Source organism: Rhizobium sp. 25PS6 (assembly GCF_032464655.1).
Classification (GTDB): Bacteria; Pseudomonadota; Alphaproteobacteria; order Rhizobiales; family Rhizobiaceae; genus Rhizobium; species Rhizobium laguerreae.
Genome location: NZ_JAWDIV010000020.1, coordinates 114,211 through 135,291 on the forward strand (window position 1 = coordinate 114,211; position 21,081 = coordinate 135,291).

Annotated in this window: 26 protein-coding genes; 14 read left to right on the plus strand and 12 right to left on the minus strand. The window is 61.3% G+C overall.

Features of this window, described 5'->3' with window-relative positions:
- Positions 1-179 precede the first annotated feature (179 nt).
- From RWK44_RS26375 to RWK44_RS26395, 5 genes are read right to left on the minus strand one after another with little or no spacing between them, the layout of a single operon-like run.
- Positions 180-1,022, minus strand: coding sequence for a transglutaminase-like domain-containing protein (locus RWK44_RS26375; protein WP_131665920.1), 843 nt, complete (start codon positions 1,020-1,022; stop codon positions 180-182).
- Between the two features lie 28 nt (positions 1,023-1,050).
- Positions 1,051-1,326, minus strand: coding sequence for a DUF1488 domain-containing protein (locus RWK44_RS26380; RefSeq protein WP_131665921.1), 276 nt, complete (start codon positions 1,324-1,326; stop codon positions 1,051-1,053).
- Positions 1,317-1,640, minus strand: a complete 324-nt coding sequence (locus RWK44_RS26385) for a hypothetical protein (protein ID WP_131665922.1) — start codon at positions 1,638-1,640, stop codon at positions 1,317-1,319. Before RWK44_RS26385 ends, RWK44_RS26380 begins: the two co-directional genes overlap by 10 nt.
- Positions 1,637-1,972, minus strand: a complete 336-nt coding sequence (locus RWK44_RS26390; RefSeq protein WP_018070945.1) for a hypothetical protein — start codon at positions 1,970-1,972, stop codon at positions 1,637-1,639. The genes RWK44_RS26385 and RWK44_RS26390 overlap by 4 nt, the downstream gene beginning before the upstream one ends.
- Positions 1,969-2,232: a hypothetical protein gene (locus RWK44_RS26395; protein ID WP_316029605.1), complete on the minus strand. Its 264-nt coding sequence runs from the start codon at positions 2,230-2,232 to the stop codon at positions 1,969-1,971. Before RWK44_RS26395 ends, RWK44_RS26390 begins: the two co-directional genes overlap by 4 nt.
- A 511-nt stretch (positions 2,233-2,743) precedes the next feature.
- Between RWK44_RS26395 and RWK44_RS26400 the strand changes: the two genes are divergently transcribed.
- The 4 genes from RWK44_RS26400 (at position 2,744) to RWK44_RS26415 (ending at position 5,551) form a co-directional block, all read left to right on the plus strand.
- The gene (locus RWK44_RS26400; RefSeq protein ID WP_131665925.1) at positions 2,744-3,061 is read left to right on the plus strand and encodes a co-chaperone GroES; all 318 of its coding nucleotides are present in this window, start codon (positions 2,744-2,746) and stop codon (positions 3,059-3,061) included.
- A gap of 50 nt (positions 3,062-3,111) precedes the next feature.
- Positions 3,112-4,746, plus strand: coding sequence for a chaperonin GroEL (gene groL, locus RWK44_RS26405; RefSeq protein WP_131665926.1), 1,635 nt, complete (start codon positions 3,112-3,114; stop codon positions 4,744-4,746).
- 175 nt (positions 4,747-4,921) lie between these two features.
- Positions 4,922-5,314, plus strand: coding sequence for a hypothetical protein (locus tag RWK44_RS26410; RefSeq protein WP_131665927.1), 393 nt, complete (start codon positions 4,922-4,924; stop codon positions 5,312-5,314).
- Positions 5,315-5,380: 66 nt separating this feature from the next.
- A complete protein-coding gene (locus RWK44_RS26415) occupies positions 5,381-5,551 on the plus strand; it encodes a hypothetical protein (RefSeq protein WP_165503767.1) in 171 nt (56 codons plus the stop codon).
- A gap of 98 nt (positions 5,552-5,649) precedes the next feature.
- Here RWK44_RS26415 and RWK44_RS26420 read toward each other — a convergent pair whose 3' ends face one another.
- The 3 genes from RWK44_RS26420 to RWK44_RS26430 all read right to left on the minus strand — a co-directional run bounded on the left by RWK44_RS26420 (position 5,650) and on the right by RWK44_RS26430 (position 8,806).
- Complete coding sequence (locus RWK44_RS26420; protein WP_410056142.1) at positions 5,650-6,777, minus strand: Gfo/Idh/MocA family protein; 1,128 nt, start codon at positions 6,775-6,777, stop codon at positions 5,650-5,652.
- Between the two features lie 145 nt (positions 6,778-6,922).
- Complete coding sequence (locus tag RWK44_RS26425; RefSeq protein ID WP_316029607.1) at positions 6,923-7,846, minus strand: TIM barrel protein; 924 nt, start codon at positions 7,844-7,846, stop codon at positions 6,923-6,925.
- Positions 7,847-7,891: 45 nt separating this feature from the next.
- Positions 7,892-8,806, minus strand: a complete 915-nt coding sequence (locus RWK44_RS26430; protein ID WP_316029608.1) for a sugar phosphate isomerase/epimerase family protein — start codon at positions 8,804-8,806, stop codon at positions 7,892-7,894.
- Positions 8,807-9,014: 208 nt separating this feature from the next.
- On the opposite strand from RWK44_RS26430, the gene RWK44_RS26435 reads away from it, so the two are divergent.
- Positions 9,015-10,028: a LacI family DNA-binding transcriptional regulator gene (locus tag RWK44_RS26435; protein WP_316029609.1), complete on the plus strand. Its 1,014-nt coding sequence runs from the start codon at positions 9,015-9,017 to the stop codon at positions 10,026-10,028.
- A 69-nt stretch (positions 10,029-10,097) separates the two neighbouring features.
- Here RWK44_RS26435 and RWK44_RS26440 read toward each other — a convergent pair whose 3' ends face one another.
- The gene (locus tag RWK44_RS26440) at positions 10,098-11,003 is read right to left on the minus strand and encodes a S1C family serine protease (protein WP_131665931.1); all 906 of its coding nucleotides are present in this window, start codon (positions 11,001-11,003) and stop codon (positions 10,098-10,100) included.
- 155 nt (positions 11,004-11,158) lie between these two features.
- Positions 11,159-12,103: an AraC family transcriptional regulator gene (locus tag RWK44_RS26445; RefSeq protein ID WP_168284810.1), complete on the minus strand. Its 945-nt coding sequence runs from the start codon at positions 12,101-12,103 to the stop codon at positions 11,159-11,161.
- 124 nt (positions 12,104-12,227) lie between these two features.
- On the opposite strand from RWK44_RS26445, the gene RWK44_RS26450 reads away from it, so the two are divergent.
- The 3 genes from RWK44_RS26450 (at position 12,228) to RWK44_RS26460 (ending at position 15,658) form a co-directional block, all read left to right on the plus strand.
- Entirely contained in the window at positions 12,228-13,187 is a 960-nt protein-coding gene (locus RWK44_RS26450; RefSeq protein WP_168284809.1) for an SDR family NAD(P)-dependent oxidoreductase, read from the plus strand.
- A 377-nt stretch (positions 13,188-13,564) separates the two neighbouring features.
- A complete protein-coding gene (locus tag RWK44_RS26455; protein WP_168284808.1) occupies positions 13,565-14,968 on the plus strand; it encodes an aminotransferase-like domain-containing protein in 1,404 nt (467 codons plus the stop codon).
- Between the two features lie 321 nt (positions 14,969-15,289).
- Complete coding sequence (locus RWK44_RS26460; RefSeq protein WP_027665144.1) at positions 15,290-15,658, plus strand: DUF983 domain-containing protein; 369 nt, start codon at positions 15,290-15,292, stop codon at positions 15,656-15,658.
- Here RWK44_RS26460 and RWK44_RS26465 read toward each other — a convergent pair.
- Positions 15,655-16,554, minus strand: a complete 900-nt coding sequence (locus RWK44_RS26465; RefSeq protein WP_131665935.1) for a LysR family transcriptional regulator — start codon at positions 16,552-16,554, stop codon at positions 15,655-15,657. The genes RWK44_RS26460 and RWK44_RS26465 overlap by 4 nt on opposite strands.
- Before the next feature lie 143 nt (positions 16,555-16,697).
- Between RWK44_RS26465 and RWK44_RS26470 the strand changes: the two genes are divergently transcribed.
- The 4 genes from RWK44_RS26470 to RWK44_RS26485 all read left to right on the plus strand — a co-directional run bounded on the left by RWK44_RS26470 (position 16,698) and on the right by RWK44_RS26485 (position 19,430).
- Positions 16,698-17,309: a glutathione S-transferase family protein gene (locus RWK44_RS26470; protein WP_316029610.1), complete on the plus strand. Its 612-nt coding sequence runs from the start codon at positions 16,698-16,700 to the stop codon at positions 17,307-17,309.
- Positions 17,310-17,369: 60 nt separating this feature from the next.
- The gene (locus tag RWK44_RS26475; RefSeq protein WP_316029611.1) at positions 17,370-18,302 is read left to right on the plus strand and encodes a pyridoxamine 5'-phosphate oxidase family protein; all 933 of its coding nucleotides are present in this window, start codon (positions 17,370-17,372) and stop codon (positions 18,300-18,302) included.
- Between the two features lie 84 nt (positions 18,303-18,386).
- A complete protein-coding gene (locus tag RWK44_RS26480) occupies positions 18,387-18,848 on the plus strand; it encodes a nuclear transport factor 2 family protein (protein WP_020049229.1) in 462 nt (153 codons plus the stop codon).
- 21 nt (positions 18,849-18,869) lie between these two features.
- Positions 18,870-19,430: a TetR/AcrR family transcriptional regulator gene (locus RWK44_RS26485; RefSeq protein WP_131665939.1), complete on the plus strand. Its 561-nt coding sequence runs from the start codon at positions 18,870-18,872 to the stop codon at positions 19,428-19,430.
- Between the two features lie 130 nt (positions 19,431-19,560).
- Here RWK44_RS26485 and RWK44_RS26490 read toward each other — a convergent pair whose 3' ends face one another.
- Positions 19,561-19,692 carry a hypothetical protein gene (locus RWK44_RS26490; RefSeq protein WP_003546730.1) on the minus strand — a complete coding sequence of 44 codons (132 nt, stop codon included), beginning with the start codon at positions 19,690-19,692 and terminating at the stop codon, positions 19,561-19,563.
- Positions 19,693-19,848: 156 nt separating this feature from the next.
- On the opposite strand from RWK44_RS26490, the gene RWK44_RS26495 reads away from it, so the two are divergent.
- Both RWK44_RS26495 and RWK44_RS26500 read left to right on the plus strand, forming a co-directional pair.
- Positions 19,849-20,553, plus strand: a complete 705-nt coding sequence (locus RWK44_RS26495; RefSeq protein ID WP_131665940.1) for a hypothetical protein — start codon at positions 19,849-19,851, stop codon at positions 20,551-20,553.
- A 51-nt stretch (positions 20,554-20,604) separates the two neighbouring features.
- On the plus strand, positions 20,605-20,910 hold the full coding sequence (locus RWK44_RS26500) for a Dabb family protein (protein WP_003546748.1): 306 nt from the start codon (positions 20,605-20,607) through the stop codon (positions 20,908-20,910).
- Positions 20,911-21,081: the final 171 nt, after the last annotated feature.

Consider the following 21,081-nt stretch of genomic DNA (forward strand, 5'->3'; position numbering starts at 1 on the left):
CCCCGAACCGGCAATGTCTCAGTTAAGACAAGGCGAGCGACGCTGTCACGTGATTTTGGGGGGAGGGTGCAGTTCGGCTCGGCGCTGCTGTGGGCGGCTGCCATGAACCGGGAACGGACTGGCAGTCCTGCCTGCGGCAGCCTGGGGCTGGGCATGCCGCATCCTGCCCAGGTCTCGTTCTAAACAGCACCTTCGGCGACGCTTTGCATCTGCTGCAGGTTCGTCACCTCATAGGTCCAGACTCGAAACGCCTTCAGCACATGCGGTCCGAAGGAATTGATGAGCGGTATGTCGGCGGCATCGCGCCCGCGTGCGACGATGATACGACCGATCCGCGGCGTGTTGTTGCGCGGATCGAATGTATGCCATGCACCGTCGAGGAAGACCTCGATCCAGGCGCTGAAGTCCATCGGGTCGACGACGGGAATACCGATGTCGCCGAGATGGCCATTGATATATCGGGCGGGAATGTTGAGGCACCGGCACAACGCCACCGCGAGATGCGCAAAGTCGCGACAGACGCCGACACGTTCGTGAAAGGCCTCGAAGGCTGTCCGCGTCGATCGCGCCTGCATATAGTCGAATTGGATATGGCCGTGAACGAAGTCGCAGATCGCCTGAACGCGGCCCCAGCCGGGTGAGACGGTGCCGAACATATCCCACGCAATTTGACTGAGGCGATCCGTCTCGCAATAGCGGCTGCCCATCAGGTAGACGAGGCAATCATCCGGCAACTCCGAAACCGGGAACTCCCTGGCGCCTGGCAGCGACCTGTCCGGTTTGCCATCGTCTTCGATCGTCGCATCGCCCCATATGGTCAGGTCGCCCGCTGGGGCGACCAGCCGAAGACAGCGGTTGCCGAAGAGATCGCGATAAGTCGATGTGGGAACATCGGGCGTGGTGAAGACCGTTTCCGGAATTCTGATGTCGGCCGCACGATCATCATGAACCGACAACAGGCACACCAATGCGGTCGGCTGCGGGCAGGTCAGCGTGATTTCATAGCCGTAACGGATCAACATGGATCGTTTCTCGCGCGTCCGGATCCCGCTAGCGGAAATCCGCCGCAGTTAGAGTATAAAAGGCGCGGCGGCGGTAGGAATAGGCTTTGTGTGCCACGTCCTGAATGGAGTTACGCAGGGCATCGAAAGACGAAAGCCACCTCGTTTCCGAAGGCTCGGTTCTTTGCAATGTGGTGTCGGATTTCGCCAGTGCGCCAATCTCGATGAAGAACAACACCTGGAACATGCCGTCATGGCCGACGAAGCGCACAGCATTTCTCGCCGCATCGAAGCTGCGGCTTTGGTTCAGGAAGGCTAGCGCCATGGTTGAACCGGCGGAGTTTCACTCCGGGCGGCGTCCGACAGCCTCAGCCATTCCTTCCGGTATCCTATGTTGAGAAGATTGAAGGACATCATGTCTTTCCCGGCCTGCGGACGGCTCTTGCCTGTCACGGCATGCTCGGAGTGCACTGGAACGCCTGCTGAGACACGATAGACGGTCCACGAACGGGCGGATTCGATCCGGCGGTCGTGTTCGATCTCCATGGAGTAGCGGCCGGAAGCGCCACATTTGTTTTCCCATGTGCCGACGGCAAAGGCATTCCGTCTTCGTTCGGCTTCGTCTTCATGGCTGTTCACGATGTCAACCTTTCGTCATTCGGGCCGTGGCCATGGCCAAACGTCCTCTCGATCAGTGTTGCGCCGCTGCCGGCGGGCGATAGGTTTACCAGTTCCAGGCTGTCTTCCGTCGCGACCCGCTCATGACGTTCATCGTCACTGCGGATGCGGTATTGCAGCACATTTCCTCTCAGAGGCAGCGTGGCGGTAATGCGGTATGTCTCGGGGAGCTTGGAGGGAACGACCAGGAACCCGTCCTTCACCCGGACAGTCTGTCCAACCTTGAAGATATGTGTTGCTGCCTCGCGCCGGATCGAGCGTCCATTGCGTTGCGGGATGCGCGTAGCGGTCATGACGGTTTGTGGTCCTTTTCGAGCGCGGTTTCGAGATCTGACAGGTGGATAGGCATCATCTGCTGCGTCGAACTCTGCGCGGCGATTGCCGGCAGGTGGATGAAGGCGCCGACCCTTAGCCAGGCAAGCCTGGAAACGCTATCGATCAATTCCTCGTCATAATCGACGCGGTATTCTCCGGCTGGCTGCGCCCCGTCGAAACCGGGCAGGTGGAATGGGGATGAAAAGCGGACGACTGTTTGTGTGGTGCGACTGGTCACGGCTGAGGCCTCCGCAGGAAGCGCCGATGCGTTTCCTGTATCGTTGAGTTCCGAACCGGACGAACTCGAGGCTGCCGGTACATCCGCGGTCAGCGCCAAGCTCATTCCGGATCGGAATAGGCGAAATCGACGCCAGAACGACGTCACAAATTGCTATCGAAAATTCGGTGGTGATGGCGGGTCGTAGTTCTCTGACACCGCGAAGCCAAGTCGGCCAAATCGACGAGGCCTATCATTGCGCCTCGATTGAGTTTAAATCAAGATAAATTCGAATTTATCTATGAAAAACGCCAAATTAACTCGATAACCATTTAAATAAAATTAGGTGCGGTGTCGTAAAAATTCTCTTCATTTTCTGATTATTGCAAAATATCCGTTCAAATTTATTTCCTAAATTTTTCCAGAAGTTCCCCGTGCGAACAATATTTCTTGGCACTCCTATCAATCGAGTGCCACGAGTGCTATTTATGAATTGCAGCCGCCCTACGCGCCGGCAGCAGAAAGACCCTCTATGAAATTCCGTTCACTTCACGACCGCGTCGTCATTCGACGTGCGGAAGGCGATGTCAAATCCAAGGGCGGGATCATCATTCCAGACACCGCCAAGGAGAAGCCGCAGCAAGGCGAAGTGGTCGCAGTCGGCCCGGGCCTGCGCAACAAAAGCGGCAATCTCGTCCCGCTCGATGTCGAGGTCGGTGATCTCATTCTGTTTGGAAAATGGTCGGGGACCGAGGTCACGATCGATGGCGAAACCCTTCTGATCATGAAGGAGACCGACATCATGGGCATCGTCGAAAAGACCGAAGCGGCTGCCGGCAAAGCCGCCTGAGGGGTCGAATTTGTGACCCGCAACTCAAGACCGAACTGGGAAGAAATATCATGTCTGCCAAGGAAATCAGGTTCTCTACCGACGCGCGCGACCGCCTGCTGCGCGGCGTCGAATTGCTCAACAACGCCGTCAAGGTGACGCTTGGCCCGAAGGGTCGCAACGTCGTCATCGACAAGGCCTATGGCGCACCGCGCATCACCAAGGACGGCGTCAGCGTCGCCAAGGAGATCGAGCTCGAAGACAAGTTCGAGAACATGGGCGCGCAAATGGTGCGCGAGGTGGCATCGAAGACCAATGATCTTGCCGGCGACGGCACGACGACGGCAACGGTGCTCGCCGCCTCCATCTTCCGCGAAGGCGCAAAGCTCGTCGCTGCCGGCATGAACCCGATGGATCTGAGGCGCGGCATCGATCTCGGCGTTATCGCCGTCGTCAAGGAAATCAAGGCGAGGGCGATGAAGGTCAAATCGTCAGGCGAGATCGCACAGGTCGGCACCATTGCCGCCAATGGCGACGCCACCATCGGCGAGATGATCGCCAGGGCAATGGACAAGGTCGGCAATGAGGGCGTCATAACCGTCGAAGAGGCGCGAACCGCCGAAACCGAACTCGATGTCGTCGAGGGCATGCAGTTCGATCGTGGCTATCTCTCGCCCTATTTCGTCACCAATGCCGAGAAGATGCGCGTGGAACTGGAGGAGCCCTATATCCTCGTTCACGAGAAGAAACTCGGCAGCCTGCAGGCGATGCTGCCGATCCTGGAAGCCGTCGTACAGACCGGCAAACCGCTGCTGCTCATCTCGGAGGACGTCGAAGGCGAGGCGCTGGCGACGCTGGTCGTCAACAAGCTGCGCGGCGGCCTGAAGGTCGCAGCCGTCAAGGCGCCGGGCTTCGGCGATCGCCGCAAGGCGATGCTCGAAGACATTGCCGTGCTGACCGCCGGCCAGATGATTTCCGAGGATCTCGGCATCAAGCTCGAGAACGTCACGCTCGATATGCTCGGCCACGCCAAACGTGTGCTGATCGACAAAGAAAGCACCACGATCATCGACGGCTCCGGCGAGAAAGCGGCCATCCAGGCGCGCATCCAGCAGATCAAGGCGCAGATCGAAGACACCACCTCCGACTACGACAAGGAAAAACTGCAGGAACGCCTGGCGAAACTCGCCGGCGGCGTCGCGGTCATCCGCGTCGGCGGCGCGACCGAGACGGAGGTCAAGGAAAAGAAAGACCGCATCGACGATGCGCTGAACGCCACCCGTGCGGCGGTCGAAGAGGGCATCGTGCCCGGCGGCGGCGTGGCACTGTTGCGCGCGAAGTCGGCGCTGACGGGACTGACGGGGGAGAACGCCGATGTGACGGCGGGCATCTCGATCGTGCTCAGGGCGCTCGAAGCCCCGATCCGGCAGATCGCCGACAATGCCGGGTTCGAGGGCTCCATTGTCGTCGGAAAACTCGCCGGCAGCAATGATCACAATCAGGGCTTCGACGCACAGACGGAGACCTATGTCGATATGATCGAGGCCGGCATCGTCGATCCTGCCAAGGTCGTGCGCACTGCTCTGCAGGACGCCGGCTCGATCGCGGCGCTGCTGATCACCGCCGAGGTGATGATCGCCGACATTCCCGCGAAAAATTCTGCGCCTGCGGCCGGAAATGGCGGCATGGGCGCTATGGGATACTAGAGCATGATGCCGAAAAGTGTCAGCGGTTTTCGGACGACATCATGCTCTAACTATTTAATGTAGAACAGGATTCAGATTTTAGACCCGGCCTAAAATCATCCTGTTCTAAGGCCAGCTTGAACCGGTCCGGCGTCGCCGGACGGCACAACCCGAACAACAGACAGGGAGAATTCCAATGTCCGTGCAGAGCAGCAGCAAGACATCGATTACCCAGCGTTTCGACAGTTACCAGCCATCCAAGACGCTTCTCGCCTGGGCCTGCGTCGCCACGGCGATCGCCACGATGATTATCGGATTCAGCTGGGGAGGTTGGGTAACCGGCGGCACATCAAGCAAAGCGGCAGCCGCCGCCGGCGACACCGCACGCGGAGAACTGGCGTCGGCCATTTGCGTCGAGCGATTCAAGGCGGCGCCGGATGCGAGCGCTAAACTGATCGAGTTCAAGGCGATTACCGAAGGCTACAAGCAGCGTCAGTTCGTTGAGGCCGGCGGTTGGGCGACCATGCCTGGGCAGACTTCAGCCGATAGCCGAAGTGTTCAAGGCTGCGCCACGGCGCTTGCCGTCTGACACCGTTTTCCAGAGCGCTCCGATATACGTGCGGAGCGCTCCCACTGTTGAAGCAGGAAATGACCTATGATCCGTTTCGTGAAAAAGAGCGACCCAAAGCCAGCCGCAGAAGACGCCGGCGGCGAAAGCGTCAAGAAAGTCCCTGAGGCAGCCGCCGACGGGCCTAAGAAAGCCGCCAACGACAGCACGCGTCGCCGCGCGCCGCAGGCGCCGGAAGACGACGATCCGCTTATCTGAGTGTGGACTGATGTCCTTGAACATGCCTCCAGCGCAACAAGTGCGAAGCGGGCACAGGGCGCGATCTGAGAAAGAGCTGCGCCGGGGCTCTTGAAGACCTAGCGATAATCCAGCCAGATCCCACCCGCGTCGGCGGAACGCACGCAGTTTTCCACCCAGCGGACCCCTTCCAGTCCGGCATCGACATCGGGAAAGACGAGGTCTTCGATCCCCGCAGGAGCGAGGCCGCGCTCTTTGTTGATGGCAAAGCCGAATCGGCGATAGAGGTTCGCCCAGGCTTCGAAGAGACCTTCCGGGTGACCGCCGCCGATCCGGTCGTCGATCCTGGCCTCGGTATAGAGATAGTCCATGCCGCGCTCGAGAATGCGGGCCGGTTCGCCCTGGATCTCGTAGGAGAGCTGGTTCGGCCGCTCGTCCCACCATTCGATACTGGCCTTCGAGCCGACGATGCGGATCTTCTGGCCATGCATGGAGCCGGCATTGACGGCGCTCGACCAGATAGTGGCGATCGCGCCATTGTCATATTCCATCAGGGTCACCGCATTGTCTTCGAGCGGCGCGCGGCTTTTGACGAAGCTCTGGCGGGTGCAGAGCAGCCGCTTGATCTTCAGGTGCGGTAGGATGACCTTGGCGATATAAAGCGGGTGGGTTCCGACATCGCCGAGCACATAGCTGGGGCCTGCGAATTTTGGATCGACGCGCCAGCGCGTCGCAGGGTTCTGCTCCTCCACCGCAGCACTATGGAAGCCATGGGCGAATTGCAGGTTGACGATTCGGACCTCGCCGAGATCGCCATTCCGGACCATGGCACGCGCTTGCTCGATCATCTGATGGCCGGCATAACCATAGGTCACGCCGACGATACGGCCGCGCGTCTGGGAAAGCGCCTTCAGTTCCTCGGCCTCGGCGGTCGTGAAGCAGAGCGGCTTTTCGCAGATCACATGCAGGTCATGTTCGAGCGCTGCCTTGCAGATCGCGAAATGGGTGTTGTTGGGTGTTGCGATCGACACGGCCTCGATGCCGTCGGCCCGCCCGGCCTCAGTCGCAAACATCGCCGCATAGTCCCGGTAGCTCCTGGCTTCGTCGAGCCCGAGATCGATGCCGAAGGCGCGGCCGCGTTCGGGATCGATATCGAAGGCGCCCGCCGCAAGGGCAAAGACGTCGTCGCGATGCGCCGCCGAGCGATGAATATAGCCGATCTGGCTGCCTCTGCCGCCGCCGACCATGCCCCAGCGGATCGGCTTTTTCCTGTTATTCGTCACAGTTTTTCCCCAGCAGTTCCAGCAAAAGTGCGCAGCGGTTTTTGTGTCCGGAATTGCGCAAAACAGAGAGATGGAGCGTTTCCGTGTTTCGAAGAAAAACGGAAACGCTCTAGAACCCGACCGACCTGAGGTAATCGCGGTTTTGCTTCACGTCTTCGAGGCTGCCGGCGACATTGAATGGATCGCGCTCCTGCTCGACGGTGATGAAGCCGTGATAGCCGATCTCCTCGAGCGTTCGCTTGACGGCGGGATAATCGATGACGCCGCGGCCGATCGGGCACATGACGCCCTGTCCGCATGCATCGAAGAAGCGGATCTTCTCGCCAAGCACACGGTCGAAGACGGTCTGGTCGATGTCCTTGAAGTGGACGTAGTCGAGCCTGTCGGCATAGCGGCGAAGCATCTCCACGGGATCCATGCCGGCATAATAGCTATGGCCGGTGTCGAGGCAGAAGCCGGCGATCTCCTGCGGAATGTCACCTGCCACCCGCTCGATCTCATCGGCGAATTCGATATAGCCGCCCGCATGCGGGTGGATGACGGCGCGCACGCCGTATTTACGCGCCGCGAGTTCGGCGATCGCCGTGATGTTCGCGACCATCCCGGTCCAGGCCGTGTCGTCGAGGCGCGGCGCACGATCCGAATGGCCAGCGGCATAGTCCCGCTCGTCGTGCCCCCAGTCCATGACCGTGAGATAGGGCGTCCTGAACCGCTGGCCTTCCACCTGTTCCGGCTGCGGCAGCCTGGTGATGACGGCGCAGATTTCCTCCGTCTGCCGCAGCAATGTCTCCCGATTTTCAGGCGAGACCAGATCGTCGAAGATCGTGCCGGCGACGATGAAGAGATTGCGCTCGGTGAGCGCCTTTGCGACGAGCGCATCATCGAGCGGCACGTAACCGTACGGCCCGAGTTCGAGGCCGCCATAACCAGCCGCCGTCGCCTCGTCGAAGACGCGCTCCCAGGCGGGAAGGTTTGGATTGTTGACGTCATCAACGCCCCAGCAGCAGGGGGCTGTCGTAATCGTGATGGTCACGGGTTTTATTCCTGAAAAGTGGTGGTGCCGGGTGGATGTTGACGATCAGCCAAGTTTCCCGGGCCAGTATTTGTCGACGTATTTCTGGATTTCGGAGCGCATGAAGCGGCCGGAATCATCGGCACGCTCCTCCCAGCCGAAGACGCAGGCGGTGATGATGCCGTCGAACCCGACCGCGGCGAGCGAGGAGAAGAAGACATCCCAATTGATCTCGCCCTGGTACATATCCATGTGCTGATGGATGGTGACCTTCGCGCCCGGCGGATTGATGATGTAGCGCAGCCCTGACGACGCCTTGTGGTTATAGGTATCGGCCACATGCACATGGGCGATTAGCGGGCCGGCATCGCGGATCATCCGCGCCATGTCGTCACCGAAATAGAAGGTATGCGGCGCGCAATAGAGGAATTTGACGTTCTTCGAGCCGATGGTCTTCAGCATGTCGATCGCCGGATGCAGCGTCTCGCACCAGTCTTCCGGATGCGGCTCCATGTTGAGCGTGACGCCCTCGCGATCGAACACCGGAACGAGCTCTTCCATCGAGCGCCACCAGGCAGCTTCGCTGTGCTCGTGGGTATGCATGCCGCCGCAGCAGCTGGCGCGGTGGCTGCGATCCGGCGACGGTCCGCGGCCGAATTCCGAGTTCATCGTATCGCAGCCCATCTCGGCCGCGATTGCGATCGCTTCCTTCCAGTAGCGCACCGCCGCCTGCCGCTCGTCCTCATGCGGGCTCGCCCAGCGGTACATCGGCAGGATCGAAGCGAGCTGGACGCCGTGATCCTTCAGGGCCGACTTGAATTCCGCGATGCGTTCCTTGTGTGCCCGCGGGCGCACCCACCAGGGCAGGAAATCGTCGCGTGGTGAAAGCTCGATATGCTCATAGCCGAGTTCCGCCGCCTTGCGGCAGAGGTCGCGCAGGTTGAGGTGACGGTGCATATGCGGGTCGAGTGCGATCTTCATCTGGTTCCTCCGTCATCCCTCGGCCGCATCGGGCCGGCGGGTGATCCTTGATCTCGTTTGTTTCGGACGTCCGGTGCTCCTCCCGGATTGCCAGCACGATACTGCTGCAGTGCCCCAATGCTCCAATGCTTCCTTGATCAAATTTGATCATTGACGACGCAGCGTGCCGATGCTCTGCTGTGTCAGCTTTGGGAGTGAGTGAGCCCTGATGAAGGTGACTTTGAAGGATGTCGCAAGCCAAGCCGGCGTTGGCACCGCGACCGTCGAGCGCGTCCTCAACGGCCGCGGCGGCGTGCGGCCGGAGACGGTGGAGAAAGTCTTCCTGGCGGCAAGACGGCTTGAATACCGGCAGAGCCTGCCGGTCGCCCATCGCGGCCTGATCCGGATAGAGGTCATCCTCGTTCGTCCGGAGACCAGCTTCTATTCGCGTCTGAACCGGGCGTTCGAGCGCATTGCCGCCTCGCTCGACGACAGCATTGTCGTTCACCGCACCTTCGTCCGCGAGAACGAGCCGGCGCAATTCGCCCGTTACATCGCCAACCCGGCGGCACGCCGGTCGGCGCTGATTGTGGTTGCGCCCGACCATGCCGATGTCGTCACCAGCGTGCGGAAGGCGGCCGGTCTCGGCATTCCCGTCGTCCAGATCATGACCCGCCCGGCGCCCGAACTGCCCTATGTCGGCATCGACAACTATGCCGCCGGACGCACCGCGGCTCACTATATGTCGGGCATGCTGGCGCGGCGCCCCGGTTCGTTCGTCGCTCTCTGCCACAGCGGCGCCTATGAGAACCATAAGGAGCGGATCCGCGGCTTCTCCAACTATCTCGCGGACAACGCTTCGAACGAGGGTTCAAACGAACATCGTTTCCTTGAGGTCATGCTCGACCTCGATGACGAGCACAATGCCATCGAACTGCTGCAAGCGGCGCTCCGGCGCGAACCCGGCATCATTGGCGTCTATAGTGCCGGCGGCGACAACAAGGGTGTTGCCAGGGTGCTCGAGGCAAACAAGGCTGGGCGGCCGTTCTGGGTCGGCCACGAATTGACGGGAGAGACGCAGGACTATCTCAGCCGCGGCATCATGTCGATCGTGCTCGACCAGGCGCCGGAAGTGCAGGCGAGGCGATCGATAGACCTTGCCCTGAACAGGCTGGGTCTCATCGAGGTGGAAGTCAGCGCCGAGCCGGTTCGCTTCCTGACGATCACGCCGGAAAATCTCTGAGTCGGGATAAGGATGCCCGGACAATCCGCTCGAATGAGCGCCAGCGACTTTCACGACGCTGGCGTAACCTTACTGCAGCTGCGGTTTCTTAAGAAAGCTGTTGCGGTCGGCGGACTTGATGCGCAGCCAGGCTTCCCGGCCGTTCCTGAGGATCCGCATGGGGATCTCGGCGCCGGCGGGGCCGCTGCTCCAGAGCTTGCGATAGAAATCGGCCAGGCCATCGACCTCTTCGTCGCGGATCTCCGAAATGATATCGCCTTGACGCAGGCCCGCCTGGGCGGCCGGGCCGTCTTCGGCCACGCTCATGACCACCACGCCGCCATTGCTCTCGGCGGAGAAGGCGCCAAGCCAGGGCCGCGGCGGCTTGTTGACCTGGCCCCGGTTCAAGAGATCGTCGAGGATCGGCGGCAAAAGGTCGATCGGCACGACCATATTGATATCGGCAACCTCGTCGCCATGGCTCATTTGCAGGCGAAGCGAACCGATGCCGAGAAGCCTGCCGTCCGAACCGATCAGGGCCGCGCCGCCCCATGAGGGATGGGCTGGTGCTGTGAAAATCGCCTCGTCGAGCAGATATTCCCAATAGCCGGCAAATTCCTGCCGGGCGACGATATTTGCCTCGACGAATTCTCCGATGCCATCGGCCAGCACGACGGGATCGCCGGGCTTGGCCGTGGCCGCGTCGCCGAGATCCACCGCCGGCGCATTCAGGGCCCCAAGCGCCTGGACCAGGCCGAAGCCGCTTTCCTGATCATAAGCAAGCGCATGCGCGGGAACCACGCGCCCGTCATGGGTCGTCAGCCAGACCTCTTCGGCCTCGGTGATGAGATAACCGATGGTCAGCACCAGCCCGTTGTCGCGAATGACCACGCCGCTGCCTTCCCGGACAGTGCCCAGCGTCTCCGCCGTGAAGGCATCTTCCGGAATAGAGGAACGGACGGCCACGACTGACCGTAAAATCGGATCGATATTCATACTTTCATCCCGATAGACGCCGGCGCGAAAGGCCGAAAGCCGGCGCATTCTTCCTTGAATAGGTAAGAGAATGGACGGCGGGTGCAAGACCGTATCGGACGGAATTTTGGCAGGTCAACGGCGACCTCCCTCCGATGCCTGCACCAATCAAGGTTTCACTGAGCGCCGAGACTATCTCGCATGGCACCGGCGGGCGGCTGAGCGCGACCATATTGCCGCGGCGAGCATCCCATCACTCTCTTGAAGGCGGTGCTGAATGCGCTTTCGGATTCATAACCGAGCGACAGGGCGACACCGGCAATTGCTTCGTCCGAATTTGTCAATCGGTCACCTGCGAGAAGCATGCGCCAGCGCGTCAGATAATCCATCGGCGCAAGCCCGACCTTTTCCTTGAAGTGGAGAGCAAAACTGGACCGGGACATCGAGGCCCGTTCAGCTAGCGACTGCAAGGTCCACTTGCGGGCTGGATCGGCATGCAGGGCACTGATAGCCGCGCCGATCCGCCGGTCGGTAAGCGCGAAAAGCCAGCCGACGCCGCGCGCATTCGGCGATGCGATATGGAGGCGCAACGCCTGCATGAGCATGACATGAGCAAAATGCTCCGCCATCAGAAAGCCACCCGGCTGCTGGTCGCGCAATTCGCGCGTCATCCGATCGAGGCACCAGCGCAGCACGGTGGCGTGATCGGAATCCCTCTTCACATGGACGATCGGTGGCAGGATTCCGAGAAGGATGTCCGAATTTCCTCCTGAAAAGGAAAAACGGCTGCCGATCAGGAAGAAATCGCCACCGCCATTGCAAGTCGCAATGCCGTCGCGGGCGATCGAATAGATCGCGTCGGACGGGATCGCTTCGAGCGCCGGATCGCTGGCGAGACGAAAGGCCCGGCGGCTCGTCAGCAGAAAGCAGTCGCTTTCCTCCAGGCGGACAGCTTCGGCAACTCCATCGACGCTCAGCCAGCAGGCGCCTGAAATCACCGCGTTGAACTTGATGCCATCAGGGGGCGGGAAATCGATCGCCCAAGCGCCGCCAGCGTCGAGCCCCGCGGAAACATAGCTGCGCGGTTTGAGCAATGCGAGAACATCGGATAACGGGTCCATGTAAAAATCCGGACGATGGCGAAGAGATGTCGGACTTTAGCGCATGGATCGTCTGGAGACCACGCCTTATTCTCGCGACCGTCATCCCGAGCGACAGCAACGTCGCAGAACAAAGGCAATTATCATGAGTGACAAACAAGTCCCCATCGGCTCCGGATTTGGAGCCCACACGACGGCCGGCGAGGTTCTGGCCGGTCTCGATCTTTCCGGCAAGCGCGCCATCGTCACCGGCGGCCATTCCGGCCTCGGGCTCGAGACCACGCGCGCTCTGGCGGGCGCCGGCGCCAAGGTGACCATCGGCGCAAGGAACATCGAGGCGGCGCGCAGCGCGGTCGCCGGTATCGATGGCGTAGAGATTGATCGGCTCGACCTTTCCGACCTCGAAAGCGTTCGCGTCTTTGCCGAGCGGTTCGTCGCGTCTGGCCGCAGCATCGACATCCTGATCAACAGCGCCGGCATCATGGCCTGCCCGGAAACGCGTGTCGGCGACGGATGGGAGGCACAGTTCGCGACCAATCATCTCGGCCATTTCGCCTTGGTCAACCGCCTTTGGCCGGCGATCTCGCCCGGCGCTCGCATCGTTTCGGTTTCCTCAGGTGGCCATCACAACTCGGCCATACGATGGGAGGATGTGCAATTCGAGACCGGTTACCACAAATGGCGGGCCTACGGTCAGTCGAAGACCGCCAACGCACTTTTCGCTGTGCATCTGGACAGGCTCGGGCGCGACACCGGCATCCGCGCCTTCTCGCTGCACCCGGGCAAGATCTTTACCCCCTTGCAGCGCCATCTCGCAAAGGAGGAAATGGTCAGTGCCGGCTGGATCGATGCGGACGGCAACCCGATTGATCCGACATTCAAGACGCCATCCCAGGGGGCGGCCACGCAGGTTTGGGCGGCGACCTCGCCGCAACTCGACGGTATGGGAGGCCTCTATTGCGAGGACTGCGATATCGCCATCCGCGCAACGGATGGAGAACCAGGCGGCGTCAGCGACCATGCAACCGATCCCGAGAAGGCGGCACGCCTGTGGATCTTGTCGGCAAGGCTGACTGGCATTGACGCTTTCGCAGCGTACGCCTGAAGCCAGAGCGCGCGGCAAACCCTCGTCAAGGCGCGCTGAAGACGCAGCCGATTGTCTTGCCGTCCTCGCGCCTCACCCGGGCCTTCTCGGGTGAAAGCCCGATCGGCAAGCCGTGCAGATCGTCAGCATGTCATTGGCGCAAACGCTGCCGAAATCGGCCTGCGACAGCGCGGTCGCCGTGCCAGATTGTATTTGCGCAAACAGCAGTCAAATCGTGACAATCCGTCTTTAAAATGTATCAAGGCGTGCGCAAGAGCTGCGCCATTCCGTCCTGCGTCGTTCTCCGGACTTGGCGCGCGACATTTTTCGTGACAGCGGCATTGTGCAACAATATACGGTCAATCTCATCAGGAATCAGACCGACACGGATCACGACCATGAAAGACTGGCATCCCGATCTCAGCCGCAGCAGCAGCCCCCGTTATATGGCGATCGCCGATGTGATCGAAATGGATTTGCGCAGTGGGCATCTGGTGGTTGGGGACCGGCTGCCGCCGCAACGCGAACTCGCCAAGCGGCTGAATGTCGATTTCACCACGGTGGCGAGAGGTTATGTCGAGGCGCAGAAGCGCGGGCTTGTGGATTCGCATGTCGGCCGAGGCACCTTCGTTACCGGTGGCGCGGACAGGGAGCGCCAGGGATTCGCGGCCGACGCCGCGCCCGATCCCCGCCGCGCCTCCATCGTCGATTTCTCGATGAACATGCCGCCGGAACCGGATGATCCCGAGCTGATCGCCCGCATGCGCGAGGGCATGTCGGCGGTGACGGCGAACCTCATTCCGCTTCTGCGCTACCAGGGCTTCGGCGGCTCCAGCATGGACAAGGAGGCTGCCGCCTCCTGGCTCAGCCGTCGCGGGCTGGTGCCCTCGCAGGAGCGCATCTTCGTCACGCCCGGCGCCCATCCGGCCCTGCTGGCGATCTTCGGCCTGCTGGCAAAACCGGGCGAAACCGTGCTTTCGGAAATCATCACCTATCCCGGCATGCGCTCGATCGCCGCCCAGCTGCGGCTCAATCTGGCCGGTCTGCCGATGGACGAGGACGGTATCCTGCCGGACGCCTTTGCCGCGGCCTGCGAGAGATTGAAGCCGAAGGCGCTCTATCTCAATCCGACGCTGCAGAACCCGACGACGCTGACCATTCCGGCCAGGCGCCGCGAGGAGATCTGCGCCGTTGCCCGCAAATATCACGTGCCGATCGTCGAGGACGATGCCTATGGTTTCATTCCGCAGCACGGCCCGGCGCCGCTCGCCGCAACAGCGCCGGATCTGACCTGGCATATCGGCGGACTGGCGAAATGCATCGGCGCGGGTCTGCGACTTGCCTATGTCGTGGCGCCTGACAGTAAGGCCGTGTGGCCGTTCGTCAGCGCCATGCGCGCCAACAATGTCATGGCCTCGCCACTGACCGTGGCGCTCGCCACCCGCTGGATCGAGGATGGCACCGCCGATACGATCCTGCGTTTCATCCGTGCCGAGGCCGCCGCCCGCCAGCAAATGGTCGCCGCCATCCTGCCGGCCGGCAGCTACCGCGCCGATCCGATCAGTTTCAACATCTGGCTGCCGCTCTCCAACGGCTGGACCCGCTCCACCTTCGGCAGCCATACCCGTTCTTCCGGTATCGGCGTCGTCGCTAGCGATGCCTTTACGGTCGAGGGCACGGCACCCGAGGCCGTGCGTGTCTGCCTTGGTGGGCCGATCACCCGGGAGAAATTGCAGGGCGCACTCGAATTCATGGCCCACGCGCTGGAAGGTCCGCCGGAAATGGCGGCGTCGTTCTTCTGACACGGAACCCAGCTCCCGGCTGATCAGGCACGGACCAAAGCCGGAGGCGGTCGAGATCAGATCGGTCGCGCCCAGATCTGTCCGGGCATGGGCGAGGCGTAACCGTCACGTTCACCACCACGTTCACGTCTGATCCGCCCTGGCTGCGCCCCAAGTGCTGCTTGATAAATCTGCAGTCAGCTTGCTGCCGGCATGCGCTGGGGAGCTCTGCGGCATTCTGGCGAATTGACTGGTAATTTCCCTATAATGTAATTATATTGAATGCGGTCATTTCAGATGTTGATCGTATCAATATCTACGAAGCAAGAAAGCGAGATCGTCATGGATACGGAATATCCCCCACTTCCTCCGATGCAGACCGGCATCAAGGGACGCTGCCCGCGCTGCGGCCAGGGTCATATGTTCAAGGGCTTCCTGACGCTGCAGCCGGAATGCGAGGTCTGCGGTCTCGATTATTCCTTCGCCGATCCGGCCGACGGTCCGGCCTTCTTCGTCATCTGCTTCGCCTGCATCCCGAGCGTGCTGCTCGGCGTCTGGCTGGAGGTGGCCTTTTCAGCGCCGATCTGGGTGCAGCTCCTGGTCACCGGTCCCTTCATGCTCGCCACCTGCATTCCGCCGCTGCGGCCGCTGAAGGGCTGGCTTGTCGCCAGCCAGTATTTCTACAAGGCGGAAGAGGGCAAGCTCGCCTAGGACTTGTTCAGCGTGGCGCGCAGGCGCGGCGTCGCGAAATCGAGCAGCGCCCGCAGTTTCAGGGGCACCAGTCCCTGCGCGGGATAGACCAGATGCACCGGCGCTGGCGGCGGTTCGAAATCTTGGAGCAGCGGCACCAGCAGTCCGGCCATCTCGGCGCGTGCGGCCTGGTAGGAAAGCACCCGGGTGATGCCGAGGCCGGCGACAGCCGCATCGACCGCGGCCTCGGCGGTGTTGACGGCCAGCCGCGAGCGGATCGATACAGTGAGATCATGTTTCCCCTCGGTGAATGTCCAGCTCAGCATTGATGCAATGCCCTCGAAAGTGACGCAGTCATGCGCGCCGAGATCGCTGGGATGCCGGGGGTGGGCGTGTCGCGTCAGATAATCCGGGCTGGCATAGACCGTGCGGCGGATCGCGCCGAGCCTTGTGGCGATCAGGTTGCTGTCCGGCAGGTTGCCGATCCTCAGCGCCACGTCGATATGGTCCTCGATGAGGTTCGATAGCCGGTCGCCAAGCATCAGCCGCAGATTGATATCGGGATAGGCTTTCAGGAAATCCACCACGACAGGCAAGACATGCAGCCGACCGAAGACGATCGGCGCGGTCATCGTCAACTCGCCCCTCGGGGCGCTGTATTCGCCGGCGGCCGTCCGTTCCGCCTCTTCCACCCGATCGAGAATTTCCCGCGCCGCCTCGACATAGGAGCGGCCGGCTTCCGTCAGCGTGATCTTCCGGTTGCTCCGCTGCAGCAGCTGGGCGTTGAGATGGGCTTCCAGTTCCGAAACCTTGCGGCTGACGGTTGCGAGCGGGGATCGCAGATGCCGTGAGGCGGCCGACAGGCTGCCCTGTTCGACAACGGCAAGAAGCACGGTCATGGCGTCGAGGCGATCCATTCTATCCTTCCGTGAATTGGTAACATGCCTTCCAGATTAGCATTCTACTGCAGCCAGGTGGAAGGCAGTAAATTACACCGCAGATGGTTCGAAGCGGCCATCGCCAACCGCGTCCCGTCGATTAGAAGATCAAAGGAACCATCATGAAACTCTACCATCACCCGCTATCCGGCCATGCCCACCGGGCTCACCTGTTCCTGTCGCTGCTTGGCGTACCCTATGAACTGGTCGAGGTCGACCTGGCGGCTGGCGCTCACAAGGCGCCGGACTTTCTGAAGCTCAATCCCTTTGGCCAGGTGCCGGTGCTCGACGACAGTGGCACGGTCATTGCCGATTCCTCCGCCATCCTCGTCTATCTCGCGCGCAAATACGGCCGCACCGACTGGCTGCCGGAAGAGGCGGTGGCCGCGGCGCGGATACAGAAATGGCTGTCGGTTGCCTCAGGCGAGATCGCCTATGGCCCATGTGCTGCGCGCCTGGTCACCGTCTTCGGCGCCGATTTCCGCACCGACGAGGTGATCGCCCGGGCGCACCGCATTCTGGCGCTGATCGAGGCGGAGCTCCACGACCGCAGCTTCCTGCTCGGCGACAATCCTGTGATCGCCGACATCGCGCTCTACAGTTACATCGCCAATGCGCCGGAGGGCAATGTCGATATCTCGGCCTATCCAAGCGTTCGCGCCTGGCTTGCACGCATCGAGGCGCTGCCGGGTTTCGTCGGCTTTCGCAAGACCAAGATCGGCCTTACCGCCTGAAAACCCGCCGGGGCAGCGATGTTGCCCGGTTCTCCAAATGCTGCCCTGAAGGAGGCCGTGATGCTGGAGCAGACAAGACAGGACGCCACATCGCCCTGGCATGCGGGCGAACTCGCCATGCAGCGCAGCGTTGGTGTCGCCGAACGCATGGACGGGCCGGGCCGTAATTTCGTCCGCAAGGCCATGCCGGAGCAGCACCGCGCCTTCTTTCCGATGCTGCCTTTCGTCGTGCTCGGCGCCGTTGATGCCAAGGGCGATGTCTGGGCAACGCTCAGGACCGAGCGCCCGGGTTTCATGGCCTCGCCGGAGCCGGAGATTCTCGAGGTGCACCTGCCGCGCGACGCGGCCGATCCTGCCGATGCCGGCATGGAGGATGGCGACGCGATCGCGATGCTCGGCATCCAGCTCGAGACCCGGCGGCGTAACCGGCTGAACGGCGTGATCCGCAGGACGGACGCTGGAGCATTCCAGGTACACGTCGGCCAGAGCTTCGGCAATTGCCCGCAATATATTCAGCTTCGCTCTTCCGCCTTCATCCGCGATCCCGATATGCCGACGGCGATGCCGCCGCTTCATTCCGGCCAGCTCGACGATCGGGCGCTAGGGATGATCGAGGGCGCGGATACCTTCTTTGTCGCCTCCTATGTCGACCGGGAGAATGGCGAGCGGCAGGTGGACGTGTCCCATCGCGGCGGCAATGCCGGCTTCGTGCGTGTGGGCGCCGACGGCGTGCTGACCGTTCCTGATTTTCCCGGCAATCGGTTCTTCAACACGCTGGGTAATTTCCTCGTCAACCCGAAGGCAGGGCTGGTCTTCATCGATTTCGAAACCGGCGACATGCTGCAGATGACGGGCAGGGTCGAGGTGCTGCTGGATTCGCCCGAGGTCGTCACCTTTCAACGGGCGGAACGGCTGTGGCGTTTCACGCCGGAAGAGATCGTGCTTCGCCCGGATGCCCTGCCGCTGCGGTGGAGCCTGCCTCCCGGTCTTTGAGAAATGCCGTCTCGAAGCGGCTTGCCAATCATTGTACCGATCGGTACAATGATAACCGTTCAGTACAGGAGCCCCGGAGAGCCCATGTCCAGCCTCGCCCCGCCTTTCACCCTTGAGACCGCCACCCAGAAAGTCCGTCTTGCCGAGGACGGCTGGAACAGCCGTGATCCCGAGCGCGTCTCGCTCGTCTATACGCCGGACAGCCGCTGGCGGAACCGCGCCGAATTCATCACCGGCCGCGCCGAGATTGTCGCCTTCCTCACCCGCAAATGGGCAAAGGAACTGGATTACCGGCTGATCAAGGAAATCTGGGCCTTCACCGATCATCGCATCGCCGTGCGCTTCGCCTATGAATGGCATGACGACAGCGGCAACTGGTTCCGCTCCTATGGCAACGAGAACTGGGAATTCGACGCCGCCGGTTTGATGCAGCGCCGCTTCGCCTGCATCAACGACCTGCCGATCCGGGAATCGGAGCGGAAGTACCATTGGCCGCTCGGCCGACGGCCGGACGACCATCCCGGTCTGACCGAGCTCGGCCTCTAAACAAGCCAAGGAAGTTCGCGGGTGAAAACTGTCTACGAACGCGCCGACATCGTGCCGCTGCTCGCCGAAATCTTCCGCGAGCTCGGCTATGAGGGCACGTCGCTCAGCCGCATCACCGAACGCACCGGCATCGGCAAGGGCAGCCTTTATCACTTCTTTCCCGGCGGTAAAGAGGAGATGGCGGGTGCCGTGCTCGCGGATGTCGATGCCTGGTTCGAACATGCGATCTATCAGCCGCTGAGAAGGGATGACGCCCGTGAGGCGATCGCGGCAATGTGGACGAATGTGAATGATTACTTCCGCTCCGGCCGCCGCATCTGCCTCGTCGGCGCCTTCGCGCTTGACGAGACCCGCGAGCGGTTTTCGGCAGAGATCGGCGATTATTTCATTCGCTGGATCGACGCCTTGCGGTCAGCGCTGATACGGGCAGGCTGCCCTGAGGGGGAGGCGCAAACGCTCGCCGAGGAGGGCGTCGCGGGTGTTCAAGGCGCGCTGGTGCTGTCGCGTGCGCTGGACAACAGGATGGTTTTCACCCGGTCCTTGGACACGCTGGCGAAACGGCTTGATGCTGTGATGCAATGAGTGGCGGTCAACTGCTGGGACGTTTATTGTACCTATGAAAAAATTCACCCGGCCACGAGTGACTGGCCGGGGCATTGATCGGGCGCTGGGGCGGCGATCGAGCTTACACCGGTACCGGTTTGCGTGTATTTCAGCGTTGTTGTTGAGGCTGCTGGGCCGGGCGCGTATTTTCCCGTTCAGGGCGAACCTGGCGCCATTCGTTTTCCATCTGGTCGACGACATGCTGGGGAATGGTGGTTTGGCTATTGGCGGGCGTCTGCATCGGAAGTCTCCTCTGTTCGTGGTAAGGCTTCGGGGCAAGAAGATGCATTGCACAAGACAAAAGGCGTGTAAATCAGTGGCTTAAACACTTTAAACGATTAAATGGAATTTAATCGATTAAGACGGTTTTAACCATGATATTTGAGGGAAGCACGGAATGGTTGTCCACATGGACCGGGCATTCTTTTTCGATACTGTACGGCACCGACTCTTCAAAGGGAACCTGACTCAGCCTCAGGTAGTGGGTATCACGGCGATCCTCGACGCCTGGGAAGAACGGTTTGCCGATGCCGACCGGCGGTGGCTCGCTTACATCCTCGCAACCGCTTACCACGAGACCGCTTATACGATGCAGCCGGTGCGCGAGACGCTGGCGGACAGCGATGTGCGCGCGGTCGAGATCCTCGAGACGGCCTTTGCCGCAGGCCGGCTTTCCTGGGTGAAGACGCCCTATTGGCGGCCGGACGAGGATGGTCGCAGCTGGCTCGGACGCGGCCTGGTGCAGCTCACCCACAAGCGGAACTACGATGCGATGAGTGTGCTGACGGGGATCGATCTCGTTGCCGACCCCGACCGGGCGATGGAGATGGATGCGGCGGTGACGATCCTGATCGAAGGCATGCTGCAAGGCAGCTTTACCGGCCACAGGCTCGCCGATCACCTGAACGCGACGACCGCGGATTGGGTGAATGCGCGCCGCATCGTCAATGGCACAGACCGGGCGGAAAAGCTCGCCGCCTATGCCATGGTCTTCGATGCGGCGATACGTCCCGATGCGGCCCATGGCATGCTCTCGCGGTTGAAGGCCTGGGGCGCGCATGTTATCGCCCGGCTGACAGCTGGAGCGCGGCGCGTCCGATAGGATGCGCCAGGGTCGCTCCATCATTTTGATAAATCTGACAGGAGCTTCCGCGTGATCCGTCATATCGTCTTCTTCACCGTGCAGGAGGAACATCTGCAGGAGGTGAGGGCCGGGCTATCTATACTGACCGGCATTCCGCATGCGCGGCTGCTGGAAATCGGCACCAATGTGAAGACCGATCAGTTGGGCACCGAGATCGATCTCGTAGTCTATGGCGAATTCGACGACGAGGCGGCCCTTGCCGCCTATAAGGCGCATCCCGATTATCAGCTCTCGATCGATCGCGTGCGGCCGCTCCGGGAAAAGCGCATCGCCGCCGATTACGACAGCCGCACGGCGGTGACGCGGCCGCTCTGACTTGCGCAGGCGTTCGGCCACGCTGTATTCCATTGAAATTTCAAATGGATGAATGATTCTCCGGATTCGGATTACTGCGAAGCTGACCCAACTTCCGAACCACCGGACTCAACTTTCGAAAAAGCGGCGGCAACCGATTCTAAAGATTCACCAAAACCGGCTGCTGGTTCA